This window comes from Streptomyces armeniacus, from assembly GCF_003355155.1.
In the GTDB taxonomy this organism is placed as follows: Bacteria; Actinomycetota; Actinomycetes; order Streptomycetales; family Streptomycetaceae; genus Streptomyces; species Streptomyces armeniacus.
The window spans coordinates 132,954-148,383 of sequence record NZ_CP031320.1; the positions used below are offsets into that span (position 1 = coordinate 132,954).

Below are 15,430 nucleotides of genomic sequence, written 5' to 3' on the forward strand. Positions count from 1 at the left end.
TAGTTCATAATGATCTGCGCCGAGTTTCCGCCCACGTCTTCCCGGGTGTCAATGGCCTTGCGCGCGCGTTCCGAGAAGATGTCCGGTGCCAGGTGCCGCCCAGAGGAGTCCGCCCTTGTCCCCGCCGCCCTCCACCGCAGCCGCCGCCGGTGCCTTCGCGCCCGACGCCGACGCCGACGCAGCCGGCGCCGCCGAGCACGCCGAGCCCGGCGTCCTCGGCCCGCTCGAACGGGGCGTCGCCGTGCTGCGCGCCCTGTCCGCGCCCGACGGGCACCGGCAGCGCCCCAGCGACCTGGTGCACACCACCGGGCTGGCCCGCGCCACCGTCGACCGCCTCGTGAGCACCCTGACCCGCATCGGCTACGTACGCCCCGCGGGCCGCGACATCGAGCCCGCGCCGCGCCTCATGGAACTCGGCAACGGCTACCTCGCGAGCAGCGGCATCCCCGACGCGCTCGGCCCGTTCACGGCCGAACTCGCCGACGCCGTAGACGAGTCGGTGTCGCTCGCCGTGCCGGACGGCACCGGCGTACGGTTCGTCGCCCAGTGCACCCGGCGGCGCGCGATGTCCCTCGCGTTCCGCATCGGCGACCTCGTACCCGCCGAGCGGTGCGCCGCCGGCACCGTCCTCGCCGCCGGCTGGGACGAGGCCGGCTACGACGCGTGGCGCGAGCGCCGCCGCGCCGACCCGGACGACGCCGGATTCCCGATCGCCCCGCGCCGCGACGCACCGAGCGCCGCGGAGGTCGAGGCGGACTTCCGGCACCGTACGGAGGGGGCCGCCGCGTCCGGCTGGGCGGTCGACGACGGGCTGGTCGAGCCCGGCCTGATCGCCGTGGCGGCCCCCGTGCACGACGCGGAGGGGCGGCCCGTCTGCGCGGTAAGCGTCGTCAGCCACACCAGCAGGCACACCCTGGACTCGCTGGCCGGGGCCGCCGTGCCCCGGCTGCGCGAGATGCTGCCCGCGATGGGGCGCGCCCTCGCGGAAGCGGAGGCGCCGGGCGCCGCCGCGCCCGCGCCGCTGGACGACGTCACACGGGAGGCCAAGGGCGAACTCGGCGCGGACTTCCTGCAGTCACTCGCCCGCGGCCTCGCCGTCCTCCGCGCGCTGGGCACGCGCCGCGGCGGCTGCACGCTCTCGGAGGCGGCCAAGGCGACCGGACTGCCGCGCGCCACCGCCCGCCGGGCGCTGCTCAGCCTCGTACACCTCGGATACGTCGAGTACGCGGAGGCGGCGGGGCGGCGCTTCCGCATGCTCCCGAGGGTGCTCGAACTCGGCTACGCGCACCTGTCCGGGCTCGGCTTCACCGACCTCGCCGAGCCGCACCTGCGGCGGCTGGCGGCCGAGGCCGGGGAGTCCGCGTCGATGGCGGTGCTGGACGGGCCGGACATCCGGTACGTGGCCCGCGTCCCCACGTACCGGATCATGACCGTGAACATCACCGTCGGCACCCGCTTCCCCGCCTACGCCACCTCCATGGGCCGCGTGCTGCTCGCCGGACTGCCCGCGGCGGAACGCACGGAGCTGCTCGCCCGTACGGAGCTGCGCCGGTTCACCTCCCGTACGGTGACCGGTCCGGCGGAGCTGGAACGCATCCTCGCGGACACCGAGGAGGCCGGATACGCACTGGTGGACGGGGAGTTGGAGGAGGGCCTGCGGTCGCTCGCGGTGCCCGTACGGGACGCCGCGGGTCACGTCGTGGCGGCCGTGAACGTGCCCACGCACGCCGGACGGCACAGCGCCGACGAGACCCGCGCGGCGCTGCTGCCCGCGCTGCGGGCCGCGCAGGCCGGGATGGAGGCGGACCTGCGGGCGGTGGGCGGCGTACCGGGCGTGCCCGGGGCGGGCGGCTGAGCGGGTGCGGCACCGTTCGTCCGGCCCGTGCGCGCGCCGTCAGCGGCGCCGCGGAGCCGCCTCCTGCCGGTCCGCGTCCTGCCGGTCCGCCTCCCGCGCCGCCGCGTGCCCGTTCGCACCCGCCAGGGAGCGCTGCTCCGGCACCCGCCGCACCCCGCGTACGTACCGCAGCTCCGGTACGGACGCGCCGTCCACGTCGTACGCCTCCTCCGCGCCGTCCGGTGCCCAGCCCGCGCGCTCGTAGAACCGCCGCGCCCGCGCGTTGCCCTTGACCACCCACAGCAGGAGGCGCGTGTGCCCGAGCTCCTCGGCGCGCGTCAGGACCGCGTCCATCAGGGCGCGCCCGGTGCCCGTGCCGATCCGCTCCGGCAGGACGTAGAGGGCGTACAGCTCGCCGTCCTGTGCGCGCCCGGCGCCGCCCGTACGGTCGTCGTCGCGGTACGGGCCGAGCGCCGCCCAGCCGGTGACGCGGCCCGCGTCGTCCTCGGCGACGAGGTTGGTGATCACGCCGCGCGTCTTCGCGAACAGCTCCCGCCGCTGACCCGCGTCCCGGTCCGGGGACATGCCGTCCAGATACGTCTGGGGCATCAGCCCCGCGTACGCGTGCTGCCAGCCCCGTACGCGCAGCTCGGCCACGGCGTCGATGTCGGCCTCGGCCATCTCCCGTATCCGCATGCGCGCGATGGTCTCAGTCCGCGGCGGCGGGGGGCGAACCCGTTTCCGCACCGTGCCCGTACGGACAGCGATCCGGTCGGGGCCCGAACGGAGGTACCGTTCAGCGGATGAGCGCACAGTGGACGGACGAACGGCGGGCGTGGTGAGCGGGGACGCGACGGAAGAGGCTGCGCGGCGGCGTACGTTCGCGGTGATCAGTCACCCTGACGCGGGCAAGTCGACGTTGACGGAGGCGCTGGCGCTGCATGCGCAGGCGATCACGTCGGCGGGTGCGGTGCATGGGAAGGCCGGTCGGCGGGGTGTGTCCTCGGACTGGATGGAGATGGAGCAGGCGCGCGGTATCTCCGTGACCTCGGCGGTGCTGCAGTTCGCGCACCGGGAGCAGGTGCTGAACCTGCTGGACACTCCGGGGCACGCGGACTTCTCCGAGGACACCTACCGGGTGCTGGCGGCCGTGGACTGTGCGGTGATGCTGGTGGACGCGGCGAAAGGGCTGGAGGAGCAGACGCGGAAGCTGTTCGATGTCTGCCGGCACCGGGGTGTCCCGGTGATCACGTTCATCAACAAGTGGGACCGTCCGGGGCGGGACGCGCTGGAGTTGCTGGACGAGATCGAGAGTGAGTTCCGGCTGAAGCCGACGCCGGTGACCTGGCCCGTGGGCATCGCGGGGCACATGCGGGGGCTGGTGGACGTGCGGGATCCGGAGCGCATGCTGCGCTACACCCGGGCGCCGGGCGGGGCGAAGGAGGCGCTGGAGGAGACTCTCGGCGCCGGGCAGGCCGCGGCCGAGCATGCCGGGGACTGGCAGCAGGCCGGCGACGAGCTGGCGCTGCTGCGGGAGACCGGCGCCGTGCACGATCCGGAGGCGTTCCTGGCGGGGAAGTCGACGCCGGTCTTCTTCGGTGCGGCGCTGTCGAACATCGGTGTGCGGCTGTTGCTGGACGCGGTGGTGGACATGGCGCCGGCGCCGGGCCCGCGTCCGCTGGCGGACGGTGGCGGGGAGCGGCCGGTGGAGGCGCCGTTTTCCGGGCTGGTGTTCAAGGTGCAGGCGAACATGGACCGTTCGCACCGGGACCGGATCGCGTTCGTGCGGGTGTGTTCGGGTGTCTTCGAGCGCGGGATGACGGTGACGCGGGCTGCGACGGGCAAGCCGTTCGCGACGAAGTACGCGCACAGCGTGTTCGGGCAGGACCGCTCGTCGGTGGAGACCGCCTACCCGGGTGATGTCGTCGGTCTGGTGAACGCGGGTGCGCTGCGGGTGGGCGACACGCTGTACGCGGAGCGGAAGGCGGTCTTCCCGCCGATGCCCACCTTCGCGCCGGAGCACTTCTCGGTCGTACGCCCGGTGGACATCGGCCGCACCAAGCAGTTCCGCCGCGGGATCGCGCAGCTGGACGAGGAAGGCGTCGTCCAGGTGCTGGTCTCCGACCGCCGCGGAGAGCAGGCACCGGTACTGGCGGCCGTGGGACCCATGCAGTTCGACGTGGTGCGCCACCGCATGGAGAACGAGTTCACCGCGCCCGTACGGCTCGAATCCCTCCCGTACCAGACCGCGCGCGCCACCGACCTGCAGGGCGCGGAGCTGCTGAACCGCTCACGCCTGGTCCACGGCGAGGCCATGCACCGCGTACGGGACGGAGTGTGGCTCGGACTGTTCCCCAGCCGCTGGCACATCTCCTCCTTCGAGCGGGAGTTCCCGGACAGCCCGCTGGAGACGCTGATCGCGGCCCACGAGTAGTACGCGGGCCGCGATCAGCGGTGGACTGTCCGGGCGCCGGGCGCCGGGCACGGGTGCGGGTGCGGGCACGGGCACGGGTGCTGGCCTGCGCACGCGTCGGCTTACGCCGAGGGGCGCTGCGCGGTGTGGTCCAGCCGTATGGTCAGCGCGGGGATGATCACCGCCGCGGCGACCAGGTGGGACACCGCCAGCACGAACTGGGTCGAGACGGCGGTGTGCGGCGCGATGAACGGGGTGATCAGCGACAGCGCGGTCAGCGCCACCGTGGTCACGGCGAACGTACGCGCCGGGCGCTTCGCCCACCGCGCGAGCGCGAAGGCCAGCACGAGCCCGACGACCGACCAGAACAGCACGCCGCCCGCGAACCCGAACACCGGGATCTCCTGGGCGGCGTCCTCACCCGGACTGGCGGCCTTCATCGGGACGCCGGCGGCTCTGGTGACCAGGGCGAACACCTCGGTGACGACGGCTCCCACGAGCACCGCGAGCACCCCGGCCCGCCACAGCGGCTGCGCGATGACGAAGGAGCGGAGCACGTCGGCGAGCGGACGGTCGGCCTGCGGCTGCGGAACGGGAACGTTGGCGGTCATGGCACTGCCTCCTGGGGACGGTGGTTCTCGGGGTGGTACTGCCTGAGTGGTGCTGCCCGCGTGGTGCTCTCGGGGTGGTGCTCTCGAAGAAGACAGACCCCGGGGCGGCGGGAAACTCATCGGTCCCGGGCCGTCGTTCCGTACGGGCTCCGGGGCGGGCCGGCGCAGGAGCGGGAAGCCGTCCGATTGAGGTCGGACAGACTCGGACTTATGGTGCGTATATGGCTGTTGAGCTGAACCACACCATCGTCGTCAGCAGCGACAAGCGGGCGTCGGCCACCTTCCTCGCGGAGCTGCTCGGGCTCGAGGTCGGCGAGCAGTTCGGCCCGTTCGTCCCCGTGACCACCGGCAACGGCGTCACGCTGGACTACGCGGAGTACGAGGAGGAGGAAGGCGGCATCACGCCGCAGCACTACGCGTTCCTGGTCTCCGAGGACGACTTCGACGCGATCTTCGGCAGGATCAAGGCGGCGGGGATCACGTACTACGCGGACCCGTACCACGGCCGCGTCGGCGAGATCAACACGCGCGACGGCGGCCGGGGCACGTACTTCGACGACCCGGACGGGCACGCGATGGAGATCCTCACCAGGCCGTACGGCAGCGGCGGCCGCAGAGGGTGACCGCCCGCCCGGTGCCTCTTCCAGATACCCGACAGAAGGTGTCCGGTATCGGCGTGAGGATGGCGTCATGACGATGAGCTGGGCGGATTTCGAAGCGGCGGCACCGGAGCACGCGGCGCGCGTGCGGAAGCGCTTCGGAGAACACAAGCACCACGTACTGGCCACCCTGCGGGCCGACGGATCACCGCGCCTGACCGGACTGGAAGCGGACGTCAGCAGGGGAGAACTGTGGCTCGGCATGATGCCGAACTCCCGCAAGGCGCTTGACCTGCGGCGCGACCCGCGCTTCGCAATCCATGCCAACCCCGGCTCGGGCACGGAGTCCGAGATGGAGGGCGGCGACGCCCGGATCTCGGGACGGGCCGTGGAGGTGACCGACCCGGCGGAGCTGGCGCGGTACGCGGAGGCGGCGCCGGAGGGGGAGGTGCCGGAGGTGTTCCATCTGTTCCGCGTGGACCTGACCGAGGTGGTCCGTACGTACCTCGTGATGCCGGACATGTGCATGGACGTCTGGCACCCGGGCCGCCCGCTGCGGACGATCCGGCGCGGGAACGACGACGCGGCGCCGCGCGAGGACACGTAACGGGGGACAACGGGGAACCCGCGGGAACAAGGCCAGGGGCCCGGGGCCGTACGGCAGGGCCCCTCGCGGCGCCGTGGCGGGCCTCTGCGATCCTGGCGCGGTGTCCCTCACGCCACCGCCGTCCCGGCCGCAGCGGCCGCAACCGGCACAGCCGCCGCAGCCCCGGCAGGCGCACGGGCGTACGCGTGTGCCCGAGCCCGTGACCGCCGATCCGCCCGGGGCCATCACCAGCCCGCTGCTCACCCAGTCCTGGCTCGACCTGGCCTTCCTGCACTGGGCGGTGGCACCGGAGGACGTCGCCGGGCTGCTCCCGGCCGGCGCCGAACCCGACACGCTCGACGGCATGACGTACGTCGGGCTGGTCGCCTTCCGCATGCACCGCGTGGGGTGGTTCCGGCTGCCGGGGGTGCCGTACCTGGGCACCTTCCCCGAGACCAACGTCCGGCTGTACTCGGTGGACGCGCACGGCCGGCGCGGCGTCGTCTTCCGCTCGCTGGACGCCTCCCGGCTGGTGCCGGTGCTGATGGCGCGGGCAGGTTTCCGGCTGCCGTACGTGTGGTCGCGCATGTCCGTACGGGCCGACGGCGACACCATTACCTACACCAGCAACCGTCGCTGGCCGGGGCCGCGCGGCGCGCGCAGCCGGATAGCGGTGCGCAAGGGCGAACGGATCGCGGAGCCCACCGAGTTGGAGCACTTCCTGACCGCGCGCTGGGGGATGCACAGCGCGTTCTTCGGGCGCTCCATGTACCTGCCGAACGTTCACCCGCGCTGGCCGCTGCACCGCGCCGAACTCCTCGCGTGCGACGAGGACCTCGTGACGGCCGCGGGCCTGCCGCAGCCGGCGGGCGAACCGGTGAGTGTCCTGTACTCGCCCGGCGTCCCCGTACGCTTCGGCCGCCCCGAACGCCCCGCGGGCATCCCGACGCCCTGATACGCCGAGCGGCACGGGGCGGGGCCGTCGTCGGCCCCAACTGCCCCTGCCAAGCTGGCATATGCCATCCTCCGGGACTGCGCTCCTAACCCCTCGGGACCTGTGGAAACGTGGTGTTCCGTACACCACACCAGAACAAGAGGGCGACGCGATGACGCAACCCGAACACACACCCGCGACCACCTCTGAAGGCGCCCTTGACGTCTCGGTGCCGCACTCCGCCCGGATCTGGAACTACTGGCTGGGCGGCAAGGACAACTACGAGGTGGACCGCACCGCCGGGGAGGCGTACAAGCTGGTCTACCCCGGCATCGAGTACATGGCCCGGTCCGCCCGCGACTTCCTCACCCGCGCCGTCAGTCACCTCGCGGGCGACGAGGGCGTACGCCAGTTCCTCGACATCGGCACCGGCCTGCCCGCCGCCGACAACACGCACGAGGTCGCCCTGCGCGCCTCACCGGACTGCCGGGTGGTCTACGTCGACAACGACCCCATGGTGCTCTCCCACGCCCGCGCGATCCTCACCGACCCGGCCACCGCCCTCAACCCCCGCGTCACGTACATCGACGCCGACGTGCACAACCCCGAGGCCATCCTCGAAACCGCCCGCGGCTACCTCGACTTCGAGCAACCCATCGCCCTGATGCTGATGGGCATCCTGGGCCACGTCGACAGCTACGACGAGGCCCGCTCCATCGTCAGCCGCCTCCTCGAACCCCTGCCCTCCGGCAGCTTCCTCGTCCTGTACGAGAGCACCGACGGCGAGGAGGAGCTGAAGCAGGCCCAGCAGGGCTACGACGACGGCGGCTCCGTCCCGTACCGCCTCCGCAGCGTCGAGCAGATGACCCGCTACTTCGACGGCCTCGACCTGATCGAGCCGGGCATCGCCAGCTGCTCGCACTGGCGCGCACCCGAGCCGCCGGCGAAGGAAGCGATGACGTTCGGCGGGGTGGGGCGCAAGCCCTGAGCGGTGTACGGGGGCTGGGTCCGCCCGCCGCCCCTGGCCGCTTACGTACGCGTGAGGACGATCGTCTCGGAGGGCGTGATCGCGCCGCTGGCGCGGTGGCGCTGCACGTTGCAGCACGCGGCAAAGTGAGTGAACGGCGTGGTGGTCTTCTCAAGCTCCGCGGCCAGCATCCGCGCGCCGAATTCCAGCGCGACGGCAGCCCCTTGCGGCACGCTTCCTGCGGCGTCCTGGGCGTGCCGGAACAGCGCGAGAGTGTGCTCCAGGAGGCGGCCCGTGGCCTCCTCCAGCGCCGACCCGCCTCCCGCACTGAGCACTTCGCGACCCAGGCGGTTCGCGTCCTCCGCGGCGAGGCTCAACTCGTCGGGGTGGGCGGTGAACTTGCGCGGCGGTGTGTCAGCGGGCCGGACGGAGGGCGCCGTCCCCCGGACGGGGCGCGGGACGGGCCTGGGCCGCAGCGGTACGGGCTCGCCCTGTCGGCCGCTCTCCTCCCGCAGGTAGGCGACCGCACAGCTCCAGAGCAGTACGCGCCCTTCCAAGCTGTCCGTGAGAGGCGCGAGATGGTGGAGCCGGACGGCCTCGCGCACGTGATCGTGGGCGTTCTCGAGCATCTGGGTGAGCTGGTACGGAGGGGCGGACTGCTCCGCCAGCCGCAGCGCCTCGCGCATGGTGTCGGTGAGGGCGCGGTGTGTGTGCAGGCTGCGGTCCCGCTCGACAGGGGCCTTGCCGTGCGAGAGCGCTTGAGTAAGGTCTCGGAAGCCGTAGTGGACGGCGGCCGGGTCCAGCGCCGGGGGGACCAGCTGCACGACCTTTTCCGCCAGCGCGCGGACGAGAGCGGCGTTGTGGTTGTGCGTCGACCTGATCCGCCCCGCGCGCAGGGCGCTGGCGAGGTCGTTCGCGATGCTGCGGTTCACGGAGGCATGGGCCATGGTGCGCAGCGTCAGTTGGCCCGTTTCGAACGCGACCCTGAGCGCGTCGTCCTCCGCGATGGGCCGAATCTGCGCTTCCCAGGGATGCGGTCGCCCCTGCGGAACCCACAGCTCCGCTGTCGGCCCGACGTGGAATGCCGTGAGGTGACTCCCGCTGCCGGGTGAACCCGGTGAGGGCGGCCGGGTGTCCGCGATCGACTCCCGGCCGGCGCACCACACCGCGTGCTCCGGGTTCTGGGCGACCAGCCGGAACCCCGGGTCCTCGACCTCCCCGCGCGTGGGCAGGGTCCACACCGGCCCGTCCGTGAGCAGGGAGTTGACCCAGCCGACGAACGCCAGCGCCTGCGTACGGCTCATGCCGGCGGCCGTCTCCGCGGCGTCGCCCTCGTCGTAGCCGGGGTAGCGGGCGTCCTCCCGTTCCGCCGCGAACAGCCGGTACAGCTCGCGTGTGACCGGGCGGCTGCACACCACCGTGTCGTCGTTCAGCTGGACCGTCTCGCGCAGCAGCCGCGTGACCGTCACGGCCGTCATGAGGCGGCGCGTGGGGGAGTCGAGCGGTTCGATGAGGGCCTGTTCCCGCAGCTCCTCCAACTCCCGTACGGTGCCCGGGTCCACCTCCGTGGCGGCCTCCGCGCAGTCGAAGGCCAGCGCGAGCGCCGCCGGCGTACGGGCTGCGAGGCACGCCGCGATCACCGGCGCCGGATCGGTGCGGGCGGCGTACAGCAGCGCCGTCTCGCGCCACCAGTCGTCGTCCACGGCGGCCGTCAGCACGTCGGTGCGGCCGTGCTGCTGGATGTGCAGCGCGGCGAGGTGCTCCTGGAGGGTGAGGTGGGCGAACGCGTAGAGCCCGCGTTCCCGTTCCACCAGCAGCCCGTTGGAGGTCACGGAGTCGAGGAAGACCGCCGTGGCGTCCACCGGGTTGTTGAGCCCGACGCGGTACAGCGCGGGCCGCAGGACGCTGCCGGCCTGTTCGGCGGAGATGTCGCGGAGGCGCTGCGTCATCATGTGGTACGCGAGTTCGCGCAGCACCGTCTCCGTCTTGGCGCCGTTGATGTCGACCTGGCCCTCGGCCGGGTTCTTGGCCTGGTGGCGGCGCCAGAGCAGGACTTCGCAGATCTCGCGGTACAGGTCGGCGCGGCTGCCGGGGAGGGCGCCGCGGTAGCGGTGGACGTTCGCGATCATCGTGAGCAGCAGCGGGTTGGTCGCGAGGTCGTACAACACGGGCCGCGCACGCAGCCGTTCGAGCAGGTCCGTCGCCTCCTCGGCGGCGCGGTCGGCCACGCCCGCGTCGTTCACGCCGGTGCTGAGCTTTTCGATCGCGTGGTACCAGCCGTGCACGAACGAGGAGACCTGCTCGCTCGTGAACCGGCGCACCTGGAGCACCCGGGCCCGGTTCAGTGGGGCGCTGAGGTAGCCGTGCGGGCGGGAGGTCAGCACGAAGTCGTTGGTCTCGTACTGCTCGATCTGTTCCTCGACCCACTTCGCCACCGCCCGCCGGTCCTCCTCGCGCGCGACCTCGTCCAGGCCGTCGAGGAGGACGACGCAGCGGCCCTGCGCGAGCTGCTGCTCGAACCAGCCCTCCGGCTCGTCCTCCCGCAGGCCGCGGAGGGAGGCGCGGACGAGCTCGGGGAGGGTGCTGTCGGGGCGTTCCGTGATCGCTGCGGCGTGGTCGCGGAGGAACAGCAGCACCGGCAGCGCCGTACGGGGGCCGCGCCCGCCGCCGTACCGGCCGTGCGGCGGGCGCAGCGCCACGTGCTTGAGGAGCGTGGTCTTGCCGGTGCCGGGCGCGCCGATCACGGCGAGGGCGGTGCCGCGTTCGGCGCCGAGGAAGTCCGTGAGGGACTGGCGGGCGGGCACGGGGCCGGCGGCTCCGGCGGTCGCCGCCGGTACGGGCCCCGCCTCGCCCGTGCCGTGGGGCGGCCGCCCGGCCAGCGCCTCGCCGGACGTCTCGTGCGCGGGCCGCGGGACGAGGCTGACGTCGATGAACACCTCGGCCAGGCCCGGCGCGTAGTCGCCGCGCGTCGCGAGGCCCTTCAGGTCGACGAAACGGTTCCGGCTGATCAGCGCGGCACGGTAGGCGCGTTCGAAGCGGGACAGCTTCCAGCGCAGGCGGCGGTCGATGACGTCGGTGAGACGTTCCGCCCAGCGGGACTGGAGGCCGCCGAAGATCCGCCCCGCGAAACCCACGGCCGCCACCAGCACCGCGTAGCCCAGGAGAAGCACCACTGCGGCGACCTGGTGCGAGGTGAACCATGACCGGAATCCGATGCCGGCGGCGGCGGGCGGCAGGAGACAGGCGGCGGCGAGACCGGTCTTGGCGAGCAGCCCCGAACCCCGTACGGGCACCGGATACCCCCTGTGCGTAGGCGAGTTGGCCGTGTGCCCCTTCCTACCCCGTGGCGCCCGGTGCCGGTCCCCTTCCGGCCACGGCGCACGGTGGCGCGGGGGCGCACGTCCAGCCCGTCCGGCGGTTGAGGACGGCCCGGGGGCGGCCGCCGGGGGTGCGGGCCAGGGCGCTGGGCGGAGGCCGGCGGCTGGGGCCCACCGAACTGCTGGTGGTCCACGAGCCGGTGGCGGCCCGCGTGTTGTCCTCGGCCGGGGCCGTCCTCAATCGCCGGACGGGCTGGACCGTGTAAAGCTCCGCTGTTGTCCTGATTAAGAAATCCTCGATGGACTTAACGGCACCCCCTCGGCAGATTGGACCCGTCCGAGAGCAAGACCGCAGCGCACCGCCGGACACGTCGGTGTCGCGCCAGCCCGGGGAGCCACCGTATGAGAGCCCTTGTCAAGCAGCAGGCCGCTCCCGGGCTGTGGCTCGCGGACGTGCCCGAGCCGCGTACGGGGCCGGGGGACGTCCTGATCAGGGTGTTGCGCACCGGCATCTGCGGTACCGATCTGCACATCCGCGACTGGGACGGCTGGGCCCGACAGGCCGTCGAGACACCGCTCGTGCTGGGCCACGAGTTCGTCGGCGAGGTCGCGCACATCGGCGACGACGTGGCGGACATCCGCGTCGGCGATCTCGTCAGCGGCGAGGGCCATCTCGTCTGCGGGAAGTGCCGCAACTGCCTCGCCGGCCGCCGCCACCTGTGCCGCAGCACGATCGGGCTGGGCGTCGGACGGGACGGCGCGTTCGCCGAGTACGTCGCGCTGCCCGCCTCCAACGTCTGGGTGCACCAGGCAAAGGTGGACCTGGACATCGCTGCGATCTTCGACCCGTTCGGGAACGCCGTGCACACGGCCCTGTCGTTCCCGCTCGTCGGCGAGGACGTGGTGATCACCGGGGCGGGGCCCATCGGGATCATGGCGACCGCCGTCGCCCAGCACGCGGGCGCGCGCCACGTCGTGGTCACCGACGTCAGCGAGCCCCGTCTCGAACTGGCCCGCAAGGCCGGTGCCAGCCTCGCGCTCAACGTCTCGGACGCGGATCTCGCGGAGGCGCAGCGGGAGTTGGGCCTGAAGGAGGGCTTCGACGTGGGCCTGGAGATGTCCGGGCGCCCGGAGGCCGTACGCGACATGGTCGACAACATGACCCACGGCGGCCGGATCGCGATGCTGGGCCTGCCCGCGCGGGAGTTCCCGCTGGACTGGTCGAAGATCGTCACGTCGATGATCACCATCAAGGGCATCTACGGCCGCGAGATGTACGAGACCTGGTACGCGATGACCGTCCTGCTCGAAGGCGGCCTGGACATCAGCCCCGTGATCACCGCGCGGTACGGCTACGAGGAATTCGAAGCGGCCTTCGACGAGGCCGCCACCGCCCGCAGCGGAAAGATCATCCTCGACTGGACGGTCTGACCCCGTACGCACTGCCCCGCACGCCGCCCCACCCCCTCCCGTACCTGAAGGAGCCTCCGTGTACGAGTCCGTCCGCGACGACCTGCGCAGCACCCTCGACGAGATCCGCGACGCGGGCCTCTTCAAGCCCGAGCGTGTGATCAGCACCCCGCAGAGCGCGTCCGTCGCCGTCACCGACGGCGGCCGCCCCGGCGACGTCCTCAACTTCTGCGCCAACAACTACCTCGGCCTCGCCGACCACCCCGAGGTCGTCGCCGCCGCCAAGGACGCCCTGGACCAGTGGGGTTACGGGATGGCCTCCGTCCGCTTCATCTGCGGCACGCAGGAGGTGCACAAGGAGCTGGAACAGCGCCTCTCGGCGTTCCTGGGGCAGGAGGACACGATCCTCTACTCCTCCTGCTTCGACGCCAACGGCGGCGTCTTCGAGACCCTCCTCGGCGCCGAGGACGCCGTCATCTCCGACGCGCTCAACCACGCCAGCATCATCGACGGCATCCGGCTCTCCAAGGCCCGCCGGCTGCGCTACGACAACCGCGACCTGGCCGGGCTCGAACAGCGGCTCAAGGAGTCGCAGGACGCCCGCCGCCGGCTGATCGTCACGGACGGCGTGTTCTCGATGGACGGCTACCTCGCGCCGCTCGACGCGATCTGCGACCTCGCCGACCGCTACGACGCGCTGGTCATGGTCGACGACTCGCACGCCGTCGGCTTCACCGGCGCCGGCGGCCGCGGCACCCCGGAACTGCACGGCGTACGCGACCGGGTGGACATCATCACCGGCACCCTCGGCAAGGCGCTGGGCGGCGCCTCCGGCGGCTACGTCGCGGCCCGCGCGGAGATCGTCGCCCTGCTGCGGCAGCGGTCCCGCCCGTACCTCTTCTCCAACTCCCTCGCGCCCGTCATCGCCGCCGCGTCCATCAAGGTCCTGGACCTGCTGGAGAGCGCCGGCGAACTCCGCGATCGGCTGCGTGCCAACACCGCCCGGTTCCGTACGGCGATGACCGAGGCGGGCTTCGAGATCCTGCCCGGCGACCACCCCATCGTGCCCGTCATGATCGGCGACGCGGCGGAGGCGGCCCGTATGGCCGAACTCCTCCTGGACCGCGGCGTGTACGTGATCGGCTTCTCGTATCCCGTGGTGCCGATGGGCCAGGCGCGCATCCGCGTCCAGCTGTCCGCGGCGCACTCGGAGGAGGACGTGGAGCGGGCCGTCGCCGCCTTCACCGACGCCCGCGCGGCACTGCACGGCTGAGGCGGCCCGCGGTGACTGCGGTGCGCGCCACCGGGTCCGTGGCACGCGCCACCAGGCACGTCGTCCGCCGCGCTGAGAGAATGGCCCGGTGATCGACCCCCGGCGGCTCCGCGTGCTGCGGGCCGTGGCGGACCACCACACGGTGACCGCCGCGGCCGCGGCGCTGTACCTCACACCCTCGGCCGTCTCCCAGCAACTGGCCGCGCTGGAGCAGGAGACCGGCCACACCCTGCTGACCCGCAGCAGCAGGGGCGTGAAACTGACCGCCGTAGGGGACATCCTGCTGGGGCACGCGCACGCCGTCGTCGCCCAGCTGGAACGGGCCGAGGCGGAGCTGGCGGCGTACGCGGACGGCACGGTCGGCGAGGTCACGGTCGCGTCGTTCGCCACGGGCATCGCGGAGGTGGTGGCGCCGGTCATCGGCCGCCTGCGCGACGTCGAGCCGGGCATCCGCGTACGGGTGCGGGACTCCGAGGGCGACGAGAGCCTGCCGATGGTGCTGGACGGGGAGGCGGACCTGGCCGTCGCCGTCGAGTACCGCGGCGCGCCCCGTCCGGACGACCCGCGGCTGACGAGGCTGCCGCTGTACGCGGAGCCGTTCGACGCCGTACTCGCCCGGACCCACCCGCTGAGCGGCGTCGGGCGCGTGGCGCTCGCGGAGCTTGCAGACGAGGACTGGATCGGGCAGCACCCCGGCAACCCCTGCCTCGACGTGATGCTGCTGGCGTGCGAACTCGCCGGGTTCCAGCCACGGCTGGCGCACACCTCGGACGACTTCCGCGCCGTCGTCGCCCTCGCGGCGGCCGGTGCGGGGGTGGCGCTGGTGCCGCGTTCGGCGCTGCGCGGGATGGAGCACAGGGAGACGGTCGTACGCCCGGTCGCGGGGCCGGCGGCGACGCGCCGGGTGTTCGCGGCCGTACGCCGGGGCGCGGAGGAGCACCCGCTGATCCGGCCGGTGCTCGACGCGCTGGAGGAGACGGCTGCCGGGCTCTCCACGGACTGAACGGGCGACGGCGCGGGGGCTGTCCCTCCGCGCGGAGGGACAGCCCGCGCGCCGTCGCCCAGGAGCGGCTACTGCCCGCCTAGGAGCGGAGGATGGCGAACGCCTCGACCTCGAGCAGCAGCTCGGGCCGGACCAGCCCGGCGACCTGCACGGCGGAGCTGGCGGGCGGGCGCGACGTGTCGATGACGGCGTCGCGTGCGTCCCGTACGGCCTGCATGAAGCCGAAGTCCGTGACGAAGAAGGTCAGTTTGACGACGTCGTCGAAGGTCGCGCCCGCCTCGGCGAGGCAGCGGCGCAGGTTCTCGAACACCTGGCGCGCCTGTGCGGCGGGATCGTTCTCGCCGACGACCGCGCCGTGCTCGTCCACGGCGATCTGCCCTGAGACCGCGATGAACCTGCCCTCGCCCCAGACGACGTGGCTGTAGCCGTTACCGGGAGCGACGCCGTCGGGTGCGGCGACGTGGATGAGATCAGATGACATGC

Annotated in this window: 13 protein-coding genes; 9 read left to right on the forward strand and 4 right to left on the reverse strand. The window is 72.8% G+C overall.

Annotated elements, in window-relative coordinates; translation table 11 throughout:
* Positions 1-115 precede the first annotated feature (115 nt).
* Positions 116-1,855, forward strand: a complete 1,740-nt coding sequence (locus DVA86_RS00605; protein WP_208874820.1) for an IclR family transcriptional regulator domain-containing protein — start codon at positions 116-118, stop codon at positions 1,853-1,855.
* A gap of 39 nt (positions 1,856-1,894) precedes the next feature.
* Here DVA86_RS00605 and DVA86_RS00610 read toward each other — a convergent pair whose 3' ends face one another.
* On the reverse strand, positions 1,895-2,530 hold the full coding sequence (locus DVA86_RS00610) for a GNAT family N-acetyltransferase (RefSeq protein ID WP_342776305.1): 636 nt from the start codon (positions 2,528-2,530) through the stop codon (positions 1,895-1,897).
* A 118-nt stretch (positions 2,531-2,648) separates the two neighbouring features.
* Here DVA86_RS00610 and DVA86_RS00615 point away from each other — a divergent pair, with 118 nt between their 5' ends.
* Positions 2,649-4,268 carry a peptide chain release factor 3 gene (locus DVA86_RS00615; RefSeq protein ID WP_245996188.1) on the forward strand — a complete coding sequence of 540 codons (1,620 nt, stop codon included), beginning with the start codon at positions 2,649-2,651 and terminating at the stop codon, positions 4,266-4,268.
* Positions 4,269-4,369: 101 nt separating this feature from the next.
* Here the strand turns inward: DVA86_RS00615 and DVA86_RS00620 are convergent, their stop codons facing one another.
* On the reverse strand, positions 4,370-4,858 hold the full coding sequence (locus DVA86_RS00620) for a DUF6069 family protein (RefSeq protein ID WP_222623272.1): 489 nt from the start codon (positions 4,856-4,858) through the stop codon (positions 4,370-4,372).
* A gap of 221 nt (positions 4,859-5,079) precedes the next feature.
* Between DVA86_RS00620 and DVA86_RS00625 the strand changes: the two genes are divergently transcribed.
* The 4 genes from DVA86_RS00625 (at position 5,080) to DVA86_RS00640 (ending at position 7,965) form a co-directional block, all read left to right on the forward strand.
* Complete coding sequence (locus DVA86_RS00625; protein ID WP_208874821.1) at positions 5,080-5,481, forward strand: VOC family protein; 402 nt, start codon at positions 5,080-5,082, stop codon at positions 5,479-5,481.
* A gap of 67 nt (positions 5,482-5,548) precedes the next feature.
* Positions 5,549-6,064 carry a pyridoxamine 5'-phosphate oxidase family protein gene (locus DVA86_RS00630; RefSeq protein WP_208874823.1) on the forward strand — a complete coding sequence of 172 codons (516 nt, stop codon included), beginning with the start codon at positions 5,549-5,551 and terminating at the stop codon, positions 6,062-6,064.
* A gap of 187 nt (positions 6,065-6,251) precedes the next feature.
* Positions 6,252-6,998 carry a YqjF family protein gene (locus DVA86_RS00635; protein WP_208884264.1) on the forward strand — a complete coding sequence of 249 codons (747 nt, stop codon included), beginning with the start codon at positions 6,252-6,254 and terminating at the stop codon, positions 6,996-6,998.
* Positions 6,999-7,149: 151 nt separating this feature from the next.
* Positions 7,150-7,965, forward strand: coding sequence for an SAM-dependent methyltransferase (locus DVA86_RS00640; RefSeq protein WP_208874825.1), 816 nt, complete (start codon positions 7,150-7,152; stop codon positions 7,963-7,965).
* Positions 7,966-8,006: 41 nt separating this feature from the next.
* Here DVA86_RS00640 and DVA86_RS00645 read toward each other — a convergent pair whose 3' ends face one another.
* Positions 8,007-11,237, reverse strand: coding sequence for an NACHT domain-containing protein (locus DVA86_RS00645; RefSeq protein WP_208874833.1), 3,231 nt, complete (start codon positions 11,235-11,237; stop codon positions 8,007-8,009).
* A 426-nt stretch (positions 11,238-11,663) separates the two neighbouring features.
* On the opposite strand from DVA86_RS00645, the gene tdh reads away from it, so the two are divergent.
* The 3 genes from tdh to DVA86_RS00660 all read left to right on the forward strand — a co-directional run bounded on the left by tdh (position 11,664) and on the right by DVA86_RS00660 (position 14,947).
* Positions 11,664-12,692, forward strand: coding sequence for an L-threonine 3-dehydrogenase (gene tdh / locus DVA86_RS00650; RefSeq protein WP_208874835.1), 1,029 nt, complete (start codon positions 11,664-11,666; stop codon positions 12,690-12,692).
* Between the two features lie 58 nt (positions 12,693-12,750).
* Positions 12,751-13,944, forward strand: coding sequence for a glycine C-acetyltransferase (locus DVA86_RS00655; RefSeq protein ID WP_208874840.1), 1,194 nt, complete (start codon positions 12,751-12,753; stop codon positions 13,942-13,944).
* Positions 13,945-14,032: 88 nt separating this feature from the next.
* Complete coding sequence (locus tag DVA86_RS00660; protein ID WP_208874841.1) at positions 14,033-14,947, forward strand: LysR family transcriptional regulator; 915 nt, start codon at positions 14,033-14,035, stop codon at positions 14,945-14,947.
* Positions 14,948-15,026: 79 nt separating this feature from the next.
* Here DVA86_RS00660 and DVA86_RS00665 read toward each other — a convergent pair whose 3' ends face one another.
* Complete coding sequence (locus DVA86_RS00665; RefSeq protein ID WP_208874843.1) at positions 15,027-15,428, reverse strand: RidA family protein; 402 nt, start codon at positions 15,426-15,428, stop codon at positions 15,027-15,029.
* Positions 15,429-15,430: the final 2 nt, after the last annotated feature.